We start from the raw sequence: 13,524 nt of genomic DNA, 5'->3' as shown, positions 1-13,524 counted from the left end.
CGCACAAGCCAGGGTTCGTGATCGGTCACCTTGCCGAGGATCAAGGATGCAATCACCGGAATCAGGGTAAGTGAGAGAACCAACGAGGCACCCAGCGCAAAGATAATGGTCAGCGCGACCGGCGAGAACAACTTGCCTTCCAGCCCTTGCAGCGACAGCAGCGGCAGGAACACCAGCATGATGATGATAATGCCGGAAAACACGGGGGAGGCGACTTCACGCACCGAGCGATACACGATGTGCAGGCGCGGCAGATTGGGGTGTTTGTGCGCTTCGGCCAGATGCGCCACGGTGTTTTCGACCACGACGACAGCGGCATCCACCAGCATCCCGATGGCAATCGCCAGGCCACCTAAGCTCATCAGGTTCGCGCTCATGCCGAACTGCTTCATCAGGATGAAGGTGATGAGCGCGGCCATCGGCAAGGTGAGCGCGACCGTAACGGCAGCGCGCAGATTGCCCAGAAAAAGAATCAGAAGAATGAGCACCAGCACCACGGCTTCAAGCAAGGCCTTGCTGACGGTATGCACAGCGGCATTGACCAGATCAGCACGGTTGTAGAATACGTTGATCTTAAGATCGGGCGGCAGGCTCGGCTTGATTTCGGCCAGTCGCTGCTGGACACCCGCCACGACCGCGCGTGCATTGGCGCCGCGCAGAGTCAGTACCAGACCTTCAACGGTTTCGCCCTTGCCACTGTGCGTCACGGCGCCCAGGCGTGTGATCGCGCCGATGCGCACCGTGGCGACATCACGCACATGAATCGGTTGGCCGTTATGTTGTGCGATGACGAGATTGCCCAGATCATCCAGCGTCTTGATCCGCCCTTCGGAACGTACCAGCCAGGCTTCTTCGCCCACATCCAGCCGTCCGGCGCCGTCATTGCGGTTGTTCTGCTCGATGACCCGCATCAGATCATCCGTTGTCAGCTTCTGTGCTGCCAGTTGCGTCGGGTTCGGGATAACCTCGAACGTGCGCACAAAGCCGCCCAGAGAATTGACATCGGCAACGCCCTTGACCGCACGCAGCGCCGGGCGGATCACCCAATCGAGCAGATGCCGCCGCTCAGTCAGCGAGAGCGTGGGGCTTTCCAGCGTGAACATGAAGGCCTCGCCCAGAGGTGTCGTGATCGGCGCGACGCCGCCAGTCGTGCCGGCAGGTAAATCACCGCGGGCGGAAGACAAGGCTTCGTTCACCTGCTGCCGCGCCCAGTAAATATCGGTGCCTTCGGCAAAATCGAGCGTAATCACCGAGATGCCGTACTTGGAGGTCGAACGCAGCATGGTCTGGTTCGGGATGCCCAGTAAGGATGTCTCCAGTGGCGCAGTAATGCGGGTTTCGACTTCCGTCGGCGTGACGCCGGGGGCTTTGAGGATGATCTGTACCTGGGTTGGCGAAATATCCGGGTAGGCATCGATTGGAATGGTGGAAAAGGCCATCCAGCCGAAACCGGCCACCAGCATGGCGACCAGCAGCACCATCAGGCGCTGGGCGAGCGAAAAGGCAATCAGACGGTGCAACATTATTCCGCCCCCATGCCAAGAGCCAATGCCTTGAGCTGGCTGGCACCGGAGGTCACCACGCGATCGCCCGATTCAAACGAGCCTAAAACGAAGACACGGCCATCATCTTCACCGACACGCTTGACCGGAATGGGGAAATAATTTGCGCCGCGCTGGACGAATACTTGGGTCTGGTCGTCGAGTTCGGTGAGCGCGCTGATCGGCAGGGACGCCGCGGGCTTGGCTTGCTCGACCCACAGTGCTGCGGTCGTCACTTGACCCGGACGAAGGGTCGTACACGGCGTGTTCGGGTGGGCGCGCAGGGTAATGAGCTGGCTTACCGGATCGACCGCCAGATCCATCAGCTGAACGGGGGCGGATTCAGGGCAGCCGGCGATTTTGAGTTCGGCCTTCTGCCCGGCGGATGGTGCCTTGCTCGGGGAAATGGCCAAAAGCCACCACTGATCCTGGGTCGCGGTGATATCGAACAGGGATTGCCCGGTGGTGACACGCTCGCCCGGCATGACCATCCGTTGGGTGATCACACCCGTGATCGGTGCGCGCACGGGCAGATTGATGCCCATGTTCTGTTCGGGATTATCGGCGCCCGCCGCCTTCAGACGCGCTGCCGCAGCCTTGAGTTCGGCTGACGCCATCTGCGCCTCGCCACGAGTGGCTTCAAGCCGTTTCTTTGCGATCAACCCATCTTTGAATAAGGCCGAATCGCGGTTCAGGTTTTGCTGAGCAAGTGTGACCTTGGCTTGGGCCATCTGCCATTGCGAGAGGGCGTTTCCAAGCTGGGCGCTGGTAATCTCAAACAGCGTTTCGCCCGCCTGCACGACCTGCCCCACTTGCGGCAACGTGCCCGCCACTTGCCCATCTGCCGGTGCGGAAATCTGCATGCTGGCCTGATTGCTTGAAGCGGCGCTGATGGTTGCCAAACCCTGGGTAACGGGTATCTGTTTGGAAAATACGAGTGGTTGTGTTTGCACCTTCAGGTTGGTGCGCATCGCATCAGGAATGGTGATTGCCGAGGGTGCAGCGGTGTCTGGCGTGGCAGCAAAGCTCGCCGAGGATGTGCCCAGCCAGAAGACCATGCCCGTAACCGCAGTGGCGGCGAGTAAGGCCTTGGTGGTCGGCGAGTGCGTAGGGCGTATGTTCATCTAAATTTCCTATTCTGCGGCGGGCATCAGGCCCAGTGTTTGTTTGAGGCTGCTTTGGTCGGCACGATAGACGATATGCGCCAGACGGGCTTGCAGACGAGCGTCGGCGGTGTCTCGTTCAAAAACGAGCAAGCTTGTCCAGTCGAGCTCACCCAGACGTAGCGCCTTTCGTTTGAGTATCAGGGTTTTTTCCGACAGCGTAGCGCGCCGGTCGAGTTGCGCCAGACGTGAAGGCCAGGCGGCAATGCGTTGGCGCAGCGCCATGACTTCGCCAAGAATCAGCTGTGTGTTCTTGATCAGCGCGACCTGGGCCGTGGCGCGCTGCTGCGCCATCTCGGCCAGGGCTGGATCGCGGTATTTCTGACCACCGAACGGTATACTCAAGGTAAGTTGCAGGCTGTTGTCATAGGGTATTCCACGGTCGCCCCGGTCTCGCTTTACACCCAGGCCGATTTCGGGGGCGCCAGCGCCTGCCGCGCGTTCAGCTTCAATGCGGGCCGTGCTCATGCCGACTTCGCTCGCCATCTGGCGCAGCAGTGGTTGCTGAGCGAGCAGGCCGTCGGGCGTGTTCAATTCAGGATTGTTCAACAGGGCCTGTTCAGTCGAAGTGACTTGACCGAGATCGGAAGGCAGTTGCCTGGTGCCGGTTAACTGTTGCCAACGGGTCTGGATGGTGTCCAGTTGCATCTGGGAGGCCGTGACCGCCTCTTGCACGGCCAAGGCCCGGCTTTCAACACTCATGCGGTCGACCTCGGCTGCTTCGCCGTGCTTGAACTGCTTTGTGACGGCAGTGAGGTCGAGCTGCATGATGCGATTGCGTTCCTTGGCCGTCGAAAGCTCGACTTCTGCACGTCGCCAATTCCAAGCCATTTGACGCAACTCTCCGATCAGAATGAGCCGGTTGGCTTCGGTTCGTGTCTTGGCATTGAGTGCAGACTGCTCGGCAAGCGCACGCCATGCGTCAGACTGGCCGAAACGACGCAAAGGCAGGCGGACACCGAGCTGCATTTCGGTGGAACCAAAATCACTCATGGGGCGATCGCTACGATACAGGCCATCGACGATGGGAGCGCCAGCCAGAATGCCATTTGCACGCGCCTGTTCCGCTGCGAATCGTGTTCTGTCCGCTTCGGTCACCAGATTCTGTGATATCCGCTGTTCCGTTTGAAGGACTAGCTGTCCCCAGGTCATCTGTGGTGACTCGATTGGGGTCGGTGCGGCTGCCCAGACAATGCCGGATAGTAACCCCAGGCTTAGAACCGGGCCCATAACCAGGTTTAGAGCCAGCTTCCAATGCTGGGTTGCCAGTGCGGATGGAAACCAGCCCTTGGCGGGGACGGTCTGTGGGGTGTGGCGCATGGCGCGAGTGATGGCTGTTTCTTTCATGCAATCATTTAACCTGGTATCTGTAGCGTTGGTGTTTCATGGATGTTTCAGTGTGTAACGACCGGTCTGAGGTGATTGACGCTTGTCGGCAAAGAGGGGCACTCTGCGTTCCTGTCATTGGGGGCGGATTTTTAGGGAAGCTCTGCACAAATGCAGACCTTCCCATGCAGGACGTGGACGCCCTGCCGCTCAATGTCGCAAGTAATTGATATACATAGCACAAGATGGGCGTGGACGCGCAGCTGGCGCAAGCCCGTTTCTACATGAAGCCATGGATGGATTCGTGCATAGCTTTCCCAACCCGGATATTTCACCTGCCGCTGATGCAAACGGCGGTCGGCACCGGCGATGACCTGGGCAACAGCCCGACGTTGTGCCGGATGGAACGCTGCGCCCAATGTGCCGACATCGTGGCGCTCAAACGGATGAGGCTGCTCATGATCGACGCGGCAATTACGCGTTACGGATGGGGGCTGGCGGTGTACCATTTCGCCTCGCGCAAGAGCTTGGCAGACGATGACATATAGACAGCACGGAAAGACAATAACAGGGTGGAATGGTTTGATGTGGTGGCGTCAGTTTCTGCAATTGGTGGTTTTTCGCATCGGGCCGGAGGACATGCCTGCCGGCTGGCGCGCCACGCGCTGGGCATTGCTCTGGTTTCTGATTTGCGGTTTGGTGGTGGTCATCGTCAATCGTGAAGCGGCTGAGCCGGTTTCGACCGAACTGTGGCACGGCGTATTCGATAACATGCTCGATGCGGCCATTGTTGCAGGTTATGCCTGGGGCTGGCTGTCTTTCCGTAAACGCCCTGCGCGTTTGCCTCAGTTGCTAACGGCGTTGCTTGGTGCGTTGGGCGTATTGAGTCTGGTGCTGGCCGCACTGTGGTGGTTTATGCCGATCCATCCCGGTGAGGAGCCGGTACGCGGTTGGTGGATCATCGCGCTGTTCGCCTGGGATGTGCTTGTCGTGGGGCAGATCTTCCGTCGCGCGCTGGAACTGGGAGCCGTGCCCGGCGCGTTGATCTCGTTGGGCTATTTCATTCTTTCGGGAACGGGGGTTGTTTGGGTGCACACGCTGGTTTTGGGGTGACGAACGGGTCTTCGGACCACGGTAGGATGTCGTGGGGATTCTTCAGGGGTGTGGGCATTTCATATCGCACCCTCTTTAAAATACGGAAGCGTTAGGTTTGAAAAAAATACATATTCTGGGCATTGCGGGCACGTTCATGGGGTCGCTGGCGCAACTGGCAAAAGCGATGGGCTTTGAGGTTTCCGGTCGTGATCATGCCATTTACCCGCCGATGAGTGATCAGTTGGCCAAGGCGGGTATTCCCGTGCAGACGGACATGAATGCCCTGTTGCCTCAGGATGCCGAGATCATCGTCGGCAATGTGATGCGGCGGGATATGCCGGTCATCGACGAGCTGCTTTCCGGCTTTTTCCGTTACCGTTCCGGCCCGCAGTGGCTGGGTGAAGAAGTGCTTTGCAACAAGTTCGTTCTGGGCGTTGCCGGTACGCACGGCAAAACCACAACCAGTTCCATGCTGGCCTGGATTCTGGAGCAGGCGGGCATGGCGCCCGGCTTTCTGATCGGCGGCGTGCCCGGCAATTTCGGGGTGAGTGCCCGGCTTGGCGAGACACCGTTTTTCGTGATCGAAGCCGACGAATACGACACGGCATTCTTCGATAAGCGTTCCAAATTCCTGCACTATCGCCCGCGCGGCGTGATTCTGAATAATCTTGAGTTCGACCATGCGGATATCTTCCCCGATCTGGCGGCCATCGAGCGACAGTTTGCGCATTTATTGCGACTGGTTCCAAACCAAGGGCTGGTGGTCATGGCCGATGCGACGCCTGCGCTGGAACGGGTCGTCGAACAGGGATGCTGGTCACCCATCGAGCGGTTCGGTACAGGTGAATCGGCACGGCCCTGGCGCTTGGTGGGCGAGGCCATCTGGTTGGACGGTCAGCACATCGGCGACATGCCCGCCAATATCATCGGGCGCCACAATAGGCTCAATGCCTTGGCTGCGCTGGCGCTGGCCCGATTCGCCGGTGTGCCGCCCGAGCAGGGGTTGAACGCGCTGGCGGGTTTTGTCGGTGTGGCGCGGCGCTTGCAAAATCGAGGAACGGTGGAGGGCGTGACCGTGTTTGATGATTTTGCCCATCATCCAACCGCGATCACAGAAACGATTGCCGCACTGCGGGAGCAGATCTCGGCCGCACCTCATCCCGGGCGACTGATTGCCGTCGTCGATCCCCGTTCCAACACCATGCGCGCCGGGGTGCATCAACATCAGTTGGCCGAGGCGCTGGCCGGTGCCGATCTGATGGTGTTTCATAGCCCGGATAATCTGGGATGGTCGCCGCAGGAGGCGTTGGCTTCGTTGGGCACCCGAATCCGTTTCTCGCCGACTGTGGATGCGGTGCTGGCCGACGTGCTGGTGCTGGCGCAGCCTGATGACAAGGTATTGGTAATGAGCAATGGCAGCTTCGAGGGTATTCACCAGCGGCTGCTGGACGCGCTGGCGGCGCGAACCGTATCCATGGACTAAAGTCAGTCCATTGTTTCCTGAAGGTGATGGTTGTATGAAGGACGTCACGGTATTGCCTCTATTCCCCCTGCACACGGTGCTTTTTCCGGGCGGATATCTGCCGTTGCGCATTTTTGAAACGCGCTATATCGATATGGTGCGCACCTGTCTGCGAGAGGGCAGTCCGTTTGGCGTCGTGCTGCTCAAGCAGGGGTGCGAAGTTCGCCAAGGTGATGATGACACCACCGAATTCTATGAACTGGGTTCCAGTGCGCTGATTGTCGATACCGATATCGGATCCGATGGCATGCTGCATGTTGAGGCACAGGGTCAGGGGCGCTTTCGTGTGCTGCACTCCTGGTCTGAGCGCGACGGCCTGTTCCGGGCCGAGGTCAAGTGGTTGCCTGAGGCGACTCTAGTGGCCAGGTCGGAAGCTGATGAGCGCCTGCGCGATTTCCTGATACGAATCATGGAAAAAGCAGATCCCCAATACCCGAATGGCTGTTTCGATGACCCGGTTTGGGTGGTGTATCGTCTGCTCGAACGCTTGCCCGTCAAGTTGGAAGACCGTCAACGGGTACTCGGCGCAGAGCGACTCGACCTGACGGTGCGCCATCTTTCTGCCATGATTTCCGCTTTCGAATAACAATCCGGTAAGCTGGAAATTGTCTTTAGTATTTCCATTCCGTTATTGAAGGGGTTTGCGTTGGCCGCGAAGGCTGTTTGCCTGCCGCGCTGGAGCGCCTCCTAAAGGCCATCCCGAATCTTTTCGAGGTGCCATCCCTATCCTTATGAGTTCAACCCTTGGAGTAACAACCAATGACTATTCACGAAGCCACATTCGCCAATATCGATAACCTGATCAAGGAAAACGATATCCTGATCATCGATTTCTGGGCGCCCTGGTGTGGCCCTTGCCGTTCGTTCGCGCCGGTATTCGAAGCGGCAGCGGAGGCAAACCCCGACGTGGCTTTCGCCAAAGCGAACACAGAAGCCGAACAACAATTGGGTGCTTACTTCCAGATTCGCTCCATCCCGACCCTGATGATCTTCCGCGAGCAGATTCTGCTGTTCAATCAGGCCGGGGCTCTGCCCGCATCGGCACTGAACGAATTGATCGGCAAGGTCAAGGAGCTCGATATGGATGTGGTTCGCCAGGAAATCGAAAAAGCCGAGTCCGAGAGCCAACAGCAGCAGTAATGCCTGTCCGATCCTTTTCGAGGCGAAGTTATGTTCAGTGTCATTGCCCAGATGGCGTTTACCATCGGGCTGGGCGTGTTGTGGCGACACATTGAGTTCGGCGGCCTATCGGCCGATCGTGCCCGGGTGGCACTGACGACATCGGTATATTATTTTTTTCTTCCTGCCCTCGTGCTTGCCGTGCTCTGGCGTGCGCCGCTCGGGGCCGATACGCTGAAAATAGCGGTGTCGGCGGCGGCAGGTGTTCTGGCCTCGATGGCTGCCATGTTTGTGGTGGCTCGCTGGATGACGCTCACGCGCGGTCAGTTCGGCGCGCTGTTGCTGGCAGCCAGTTTTCCGAATGCCACGTATATGGGCTTGCCGTTGCTGGCCAGTCTGTATGGCGATGCGGGTAAATCCATCGCGATTCAGTATGACTTGTTTGCCTGTACACCTATCCTGCTTTCGTTGGGTATTTTTCTCGCGGCACGCTACGGGCAGCATCAGGAGGTCATCCATCCTGTCAAATCGCTGCTCAAGGTGCCGCCGCTTTGGGCGGCCCTATTCGGGGCCGCTTTGAACTTGTCCGGCGTTCCGCAGCCGGATTGGGCGGAGGGCTTTCTGGATCGCCTGGGGGCAGCGGTGGTTCCGATCATGCTGTTGGCCTTGGGGATGAGCCTGCGGCTTTCCACGTTGTCGCCCCGACACCTTTGGAAAATAAGCCCCGTGCTGGTGATCCAGCTCCTGTTCATGCCGCTCGTGGTGCTTGCCGTGGCCACGGCGGTGCATGCGACGGGTGATACCCGCGTGGCCATTGTTCTGGAGGCGGCAACACCCGTGATGATTCTGGGGTTGGTGTTTTGCGATCGTTTTGGTCTGGATACCGAAATGTACGCGACCACGGCCACGGCTTCGACCTTACTGGTGTTGATCACCTTGCCGTTGTGGCACCATTTATTGGTGTAAACCGTTTTATCGTGTCGCGTCGGTCTGGGGTGTCGGCGCGGCCTGTTGAGGAGTTTTGTTCATGCAGATTGAAAAAAATGTCGTTGCCCGTCTGAACTATGTGCTGAAGGACGACGACGGCGCGGTCATTGATGCGACGGAATCACGCGTTTTCGAATACATCCATGGTTTCGGGAACCTCATTCCCGCGCTTGAGGAACAGTTGTCCGGCAAAGAGGAGGGGGATCGTTTCCAGATCACCATCGAGCCGGAAGATGCTTATGGCTTGCACGATAAATCGGCGGTCATCCAGGTGCCGCGTTCACGTTTCGACCCGGCCGTCGCGTTGGTTGAAGGCAATATGGTCGAAACGCTGGGGCCAGAAGGTCGGATTGAAATGCTGATCCTGTCGGTGGACGGCGATGAAGTGACCGTTGATCTCAATCACCCTCTAGCTGGTTTGCGCCTGCATTTCGATGTCGAGGTCGGTGCGTTGCGGATGGGCCATCCCGATGAAATCAAGCACGGGCGCGTTCACCCCGGCGGGCATCACCTGATGGTCGGCGATTCCACCTATATGGGAGACTGGGAAGAAGGCCAGGAAGTGGATCGGGATGCGGATTCGACAAAAGAGCAGGGCGTGACCCATGGCTGAGGCCGTGGCTGATCTGCCACCGGTTCATTACCGGCTGGATTTTTCCCGTGCGCATATGCGCTATATCGGCGTGTGTCTGAGCTTGCCTTCGGGTGCGACCGCTTCTGACACCACCGGTTGGCGGTTGAGCTTGCCCGCCTGGATTCCGGGCAGTTATCTGATCCGGGATTTTGCCAAGAACCTGGTCGGCATGAATGCGCGAACTGTTACGGGTGAGCCGGTCGCCATCACGCCGCTCGATCAGCAAACCTGGCAGTTGCCGCCATGCGCTCAGGCGATCGAGGTGCGTTATGACGTGTACTGCGCCGATTTTTCCGTTCGCACCGCGCATGTCGATCCTGATCATGCTTTTTTCAACGGCAGCAGTGTTTTTTTGCGGGTGCATGGACTGGAGCAACGGTCTCATTCCGTTTGCCTTGAAGGGGTACCCGCTCACTGGCGAGTTGCCACGACCTTGCCTGAGGTGGCGGTCGATGATCGAGGCTTCGGCGATTACCGTGCAGATGATTACGAGGCCCTGATCGATTTTCCCGTGGAAATGGGTGTGTTCGAAGTGGTGCGTTGGGCCAGTGCGGGCGTGCCGCATCGCATGGTGTTCAGTAATCCGCACCCTAAAACCGATTTTGCCCGCATTGCTCAGGATGTGTCCCGTATTTGCAGCACCGAAATCGATTTTTTCGGCGAAGCGCCGTTTTCTCGATATTTGTTTCTGGTAACGCTAGATCGTCAGGGTTTTGGTGGTTTGGAGCACCGAGATTCCACGGCGCTGATCTTCCCGCGCGATGATCTGCCGTTGATTGGTGAAACCGAAGTCACTCCGGCCTATCAGCGGTTTTTAAGCCTGTGCGCCCATGAGTATTTTCATTCCTGGAACGTCAAGCGCATCCGCCCGGATGCCTTTACGCAACTGCCTTTGGCGCGTCCGGCGCATACCCGCTTGCTGTGGTTGTTCGAAGGATTCACCAGCTATTTCGATGACTGGATGGTACGCCGTGCCGGTTTGATTACGGAATCGGCTTATCTCGAGGCCTTGGCGCAAACCATCAACCGTGCGGTGCGCGGCAAGGGCTGGTCGCGGCAAACGCTGGAAGAATCGAGTTTCTATGCCTGGACACGGTTTTATCAGCAAGATGAAAACGCCGTGAACGCCATCGTCAGCTATTACACCCGTGGCGCACTGGTCGCGTTGATGCTTGATTTGCAACTGCGCTTGCGTGGCGGCAGTCTGGCTGCGGTCATGCGCGAGATCTGGCGCGAATTCGGCGCCAAACCTCTGCCGGAGGGCGAGGCCGTCGAGCGATTCATTGAGCGTATCAGTGCGTTGTCTCTCGACGATTTCTTCGAACGGGCGCTGCGCGGTACTGAACCGCTCGACTTTGCCCCCTTGCTCGCCCGGTTCGGCGTTAATGCCAAGCCTGTGGCTGAACCGGCTCTGTCATCGGTTGATGCAGGTGCGATCATAGGCGGCGATGATCCGCGCGTCGCCAAGGTTCAAGTGGTATTTGAAGATCGGCCTGCGGCTCAGGCTGGATTGGTTTCTGGTGATGAAATTATCGCGGTGGATGGTCTGGCCACGAGTGGCGCCGACTGGGGGAATCGAATTCGTCGCTACCGGGCGGGCGATGCGGTGCAATTGACGGGCTTCCGTCAGGGGCGTTTGCATCAATGGACGCTGGTGCTGTCTGAACCCGTGCTGAATCAATGGCGCTTGCAGCTGGCTTGTGAGGTGACGGCGGTTGAACCCGAGGCGTTGTCACGTCGGCGTGACTGGCTTGCTGCCTTGCCCTCGGCGCATTCGTGATGGCTCCGTTCGATTTTCATGCACTTCGGCTGCGACTGGATGAGCGTGCATTTGTTGAACAGGCGGCAGCGGTCGTTCTGCCTTCCGTGGATTCAACCAGTGATTATTTACGCGCGCAATGGCCCGAACAGGCGGCGGCAGGCGCATCGTGGTCGATTTGCGTGGCTCAAACGCAAACCGCTGGCCGGGGCCGTCATGGTCACCACTGGCGTAGCGAGCCGGGGTCGGGTTTATGGTTCTCCTGTGCGGTTCCCGTCGTGCCGTGCATGGCCGAGGTTGTTCCCCCGCTGAGTCTGGTTGTCGCATCGGAATTGATTCGTGTGCTGAAGGCGGTGGGTTTCGATATCAGGCTCAAATGGCCGAACGATCTGTGGCATCGCGATCGGAAGGTCGGCGGCTTGCTGGTCGAGCAGATGGGCGTGGGTACGGCACGCTATTGGTTGATCGGCGTCGGCATCAATTGGTTGGCGCCAACGCATCTGCCTTCGGATAAAACCGGCGTGGTGCCTTCGGTGACAGGTTTGTTCGAAGAGGGCGAGCTGTCGACAATTGATCGTGAGGCATTGGCCGAGCAACTGATCATGGTTGCGATACACGCCGCCCGGCACCCGGAAACTTGGTCGGAATCCATGCGCCGAGCCAATCAGTGGAATGCGCTTTTGGGTCGTAGAGTGCAATTGTGGCATGCGGGAGAGGCCGGAGATACCGGGCTTGCGGGTGATATCAAGCTCAATGGCGAGCTTGGTTTCGTATCCGATGCCGGGGAATCCCGTTCGATCGGTGGATCGACCAGCGTGCGATTAGTACAAGATAAGGGCTGCTGAGTGAAGTGCTATATCGACGCGGGCAACACGCGAATCAAGTGGCAGGTCGGCCCTAAAGGAGAGGCGAAGGCACTGTCCTGGGCTGAAAAATCGCAATGGCCGGAGCAACTGACGGCGTCTGTGGGCAGGGGCCCTATTTCAAAGTTCGTTATTGCATCAGTCGCCTCGGAATCGCTGCGGCAGTGGCTGGCTGAAACATTGGCTGCGAATTTTGCTGATGTGCCGGTGCAGTGGATTAAAAGTCGTGCCCGATGCTGTGGTGTCAAGCTGGCTTACCCGGAGGTCTCCCAGTTCGGGGTGGATAGATTCTGTGCACTGGTCGCGGCCCGACACCGTTGTCCAGATCAGGGCGTGGTTGTCATCAATGCGGGAACGGCGATCACGATCGACTACATGGCGCCGACCGGGCAGCACGAGGGCGGGCTCATCATGCCTTCGTTGGCCGCCATGAAGGCGGGTTTGAATCAATTGGCGCCAAATCTGAGTAATAGCTGGGAAAGCGGGTCAGTGGAAGTCGGTGTGGAAATGGGGTGGCTGGCGACCAATACGGCAGGCGCACTGCAGTTGGGTAGTCGATGGATGCTGGTCAGCGCGCTCAGTCAGACGCTCGACGCCATGAAGGCGCACGCGTCGCCGCTGCCACTGGCTGTGGTCATAGGGGGCGGCGATGCCATCGCCCTTCAAACATGGCTCGATCCGACGGCACAGGTGGTAGAGAACCTCGCGCTGGAAGGGTTGAAAATTCTTGCACGGCAACAAAGCTAAGGGCGATAGAGAAAAAGGGCGCGACAAAAAGAATTGCAAAACTGTCGACACTGCGATTAGAATGCGCGCCCATTGCCGCTTTAGCTCAGTTGGTAGAGCAACCGCCTTGTAAGCGGTAGGTCGTCAGTTCGAATCCGACAAGCGGCACCAGATTAAGCTCAGCGCTCGGAGTTTAAGTGATTCGTGTAGTTATCGCCAAGTCGATGAGATTGACTTGTTATGATGCTTCGTGAAGAATTGCGCGTTCCCGGTGGGGTACCCAAGCGGTCAACGGGATCAGACTGTAAATCTGACGGCTCAGCCTTCGAAGGTTCGAATCCTTCCCCCACCACCAAATTCGTCGAGCCGTCACTGTAAGGTTTGAGTCATGGCGCGGCAAAAAGGTTTGCGAGTGTAGTTCAATGGTAGAACCTCAGCCTTCCAAGCTGATGGCGTGGGTTCGATTCCCATCACTCGCTCCAAAAAATGATTTGAAAAATTTGCTCATGTAGCTCAGTCGGTAGAGCACGTCCTTGGTAAGGACGAGGTCAGCGGTTCGACTCCGCTCATGAGCTCCAAAAACGTGATGCCGGGAAGCAGGTTGCCGAGTGCATCGTAGGTTTACTTAACGGGTGTGAGTGGAGAGAGTCATGTCAAAAGAGAAATTTGAACGGAACAAACCGCACGTTAACGTGGGCACGATTGGTCACGTCGACCACGGCAAGACCACCTTGACCGCTGCGATCACCAAAGTGATGGCGGGTTTGCACGGTGGAGCGTCACTGGGCT

General features: G+C 58.2%; 14 protein-coding genes and 4 tRNA genes. 15 read left to right on the top strand and 3 right to left on the bottom strand.

The features are described 5' to 3' along the window. From M7R55_RS03480 to M7R55_RS03470, 3 genes are all read right to left on the bottom strand, one after another. The coding region (locus tag M7R55_RS03480) for an efflux RND transporter permease subunit (protein ID WP_298218544.1) at nucleotides 1-1,523 on the bottom strand (1,523 nt) is incomplete at its 3' end. Then, the gene (locus tag M7R55_RS03475; protein WP_298218542.1) at nucleotides 1,523-2,665 is read right to left on the bottom strand and encodes an efflux RND transporter periplasmic adaptor subunit; all 1,143 of its coding nucleotides are present in this window, start codon (nucleotides 2,663-2,665) and stop codon (nucleotides 1,523-1,525) included. The genes M7R55_RS03475 and M7R55_RS03480, both read right to left, overlap by 1 nt. Nucleotides 2,666-2,674: 9 nt before the next feature. After that, a complete protein-coding gene (locus tag M7R55_RS03470) occupies nucleotides 2,675-4,051 on the bottom strand; it encodes a TolC family protein (protein ID WP_298218540.1) in 1,377 nt (458 codons plus the stop codon). A 230-nt stretch (nucleotides 4,052-4,281) separates the two neighbouring features. On the opposite strand from M7R55_RS03470, the gene M7R55_RS03465 reads away from it, so the two are divergent. The 15 genes from M7R55_RS03465 to M7R55_RS03395 all read left to right on the top strand — a co-directional run. Next, nucleotides 4,282-4,578 (top strand): hypothetical protein, encoded by a 297-nt coding sequence (locus tag M7R55_RS03465; RefSeq protein WP_298218538.1) that lies wholly within the window; start codon nucleotides 4,282-4,284, stop codon nucleotides 4,576-4,578. 37 nt (nucleotides 4,579-4,615) lie between these two features. Further along, a complete protein-coding gene (locus M7R55_RS03460; RefSeq protein WP_298218536.1) occupies nucleotides 4,616-5,143 on the top strand; it encodes a hypothetical protein in 528 nt (175 codons plus the stop codon). Between the two features lie 97 nt (nucleotides 5,144-5,240). Next, nucleotides 5,241-6,608 (top strand): UDP-N-acetylmuramate:L-alanyl-gamma-D-glutamyl-meso-diaminopimelate ligase, encoded by a 1,368-nt coding sequence (gene mpl / locus M7R55_RS03455; RefSeq protein WP_298218534.1) that lies wholly within the window; start codon nucleotides 5,241-5,243, stop codon nucleotides 6,606-6,608. A 34-nt stretch (nucleotides 6,609-6,642) separates the two neighbouring features. Beyond that, entirely contained in the window at nucleotides 6,643-7,233 is a 591-nt protein-coding gene (locus M7R55_RS03450; RefSeq protein WP_298218533.1) for an LON peptidase substrate-binding domain-containing protein, read from the top strand. A 173-nt stretch (nucleotides 7,234-7,406) separates the two neighbouring features. Then, nucleotides 7,407-7,787 (top strand): thioredoxin domain-containing protein, encoded by a 381-nt coding sequence (locus M7R55_RS03445; protein ID WP_298218531.1) that lies wholly within the window; start codon nucleotides 7,407-7,409, stop codon nucleotides 7,785-7,787. 30 nt (nucleotides 7,788-7,817) lie between these two features. Then, nucleotides 7,818-8,732, top strand: a complete 915-nt coding sequence (locus tag M7R55_RS03440) for an AEC family transporter (protein WP_298218529.1) — start codon at nucleotides 7,818-7,820, stop codon at nucleotides 8,730-8,732. Between the two features lie 61 nt (nucleotides 8,733-8,793). Further along, complete coding sequence (locus tag M7R55_RS03435; protein WP_298218527.1) at nucleotides 8,794-9,366, top strand: peptidylprolyl isomerase; 573 nt, start codon at nucleotides 8,794-8,796, stop codon at nucleotides 9,364-9,366. Beyond that, complete coding sequence (locus M7R55_RS03430) at nucleotides 9,359-11,167, top strand: PDZ domain-containing protein (RefSeq protein ID WP_298218525.1); 1,809 nt, start codon at nucleotides 9,359-9,361, stop codon at nucleotides 11,165-11,167. The genes M7R55_RS03435 and M7R55_RS03430 overlap by 8 nt, the downstream gene beginning before the upstream one ends. After that, nucleotides 11,167-11,991 (top strand): biotin--[acetyl-CoA-carboxylase] ligase, encoded by an 825-nt coding sequence (locus tag M7R55_RS03425; RefSeq protein WP_298218523.1) that lies wholly within the window; start codon nucleotides 11,167-11,169, stop codon nucleotides 11,989-11,991. Before M7R55_RS03430 ends, M7R55_RS03425 begins: the two co-directional genes overlap by 1 nt. Further along, nucleotides 11,992-12,756, top strand: a complete 765-nt coding sequence (locus M7R55_RS03420) for a type III pantothenate kinase (RefSeq protein ID WP_298218521.1) — start codon at nucleotides 11,992-11,994, stop codon at nucleotides 12,754-12,756. Between the two features lie 74 nt (nucleotides 12,757-12,830). Then, nucleotides 12,831-12,906, top strand: a tRNA-Thr gene (locus M7R55_RS03415). Nucleotides 12,907-13,005: 99 nt separating this feature from the next. Beyond that, nucleotides 13,006-13,090: transfer RNA gene (locus M7R55_RS03410), tRNA-Tyr, on the top strand. A 53-nt stretch (nucleotides 13,091-13,143) separates the two neighbouring features. Next, nucleotides 13,144-13,217, top strand: a tRNA-Gly gene (locus M7R55_RS03405). 20 nt (nucleotides 13,218-13,237) lie between these two features. Further along, nucleotides 13,238-13,313, top strand: a tRNA-Thr gene (locus M7R55_RS03400). A 72-nt stretch (nucleotides 13,314-13,385) separates the two neighbouring features. Continuing rightward, on the top strand, nucleotides 13,386-13,524 hold a 139-nt coding region (locus M7R55_RS03395; RefSeq protein WP_298218546.1), incomplete at its 3' end, for a GTP-binding protein.

It is taken from the genome of Halothiobacillus sp., assembly GCF_027346185.1.
GTDB lineage: Bacteria > Pseudomonadota > Gammaproteobacteria > Halothiobacillales > Halothiobacillaceae > Halothiobacillus.
This window is presented reverse-complemented; position numbering and strand designations above follow the sequence as displayed.

What these genes read in the sequence shown, in the direction of transcription:
- M7R55_RS03475 (WP_298218542.1), bottom strand. Translation starts at nt 2,665, where the DNA reads ATGAACATACGCCCTACGCACTCGCCGACCACCAAGGCCTTACTCGCC.
- M7R55_RS03470 (WP_298218540.1), bottom strand. Translation starts at nt 4,051, where the DNA reads ATGAAAGAAACAGCCATCACTCGCGCCATGCGCCACACCCCACAGACC.
- M7R55_RS03460 (WP_298218536.1), top strand. Translation starts at nt 4,616, where the DNA reads ATGTGGTGGCGTCAGTTTCTGCAATTGGTGGTTTTTCGCATCGGGCCG.
- M7R55_RS03450 (WP_298218533.1), top strand. Translation starts at nt 6,643, where the DNA reads ATGAAGGACGTCACGGTATTGCCTCTATTCCCCCTGCACACGGTGCTT.
- M7R55_RS03445 (WP_298218531.1), top strand. Translation starts at nt 7,407, where the DNA reads ATGACTATTCACGAAGCCACATTCGCCAATATCGATAACCTGATCAAG.
- M7R55_RS03440 (WP_298218529.1), top strand. Translation starts at nt 7,818, where the DNA reads ATGTTCAGTGTCATTGCCCAGATGGCGTTTACCATCGGGCTGGGCGTG.
- M7R55_RS03435 (WP_298218527.1), top strand. Translation starts at nt 8,794, where the DNA reads ATGCAGATTGAAAAAAATGTCGTTGCCCGTCTGAACTATGTGCTGAAG.
- M7R55_RS03430 (WP_298218525.1), top strand. Translation starts at nt 9,359, where the DNA reads ATGGCTGAGGCCGTGGCTGATCTGCCACCGGTTCATTACCGGCTGGAT.
- M7R55_RS03425 (WP_298218523.1), top strand. Translation starts at nt 11,167, where the DNA reads ATGGCTCCGTTCGATTTTCATGCACTTCGGCTGCGACTGGATGAGCGT.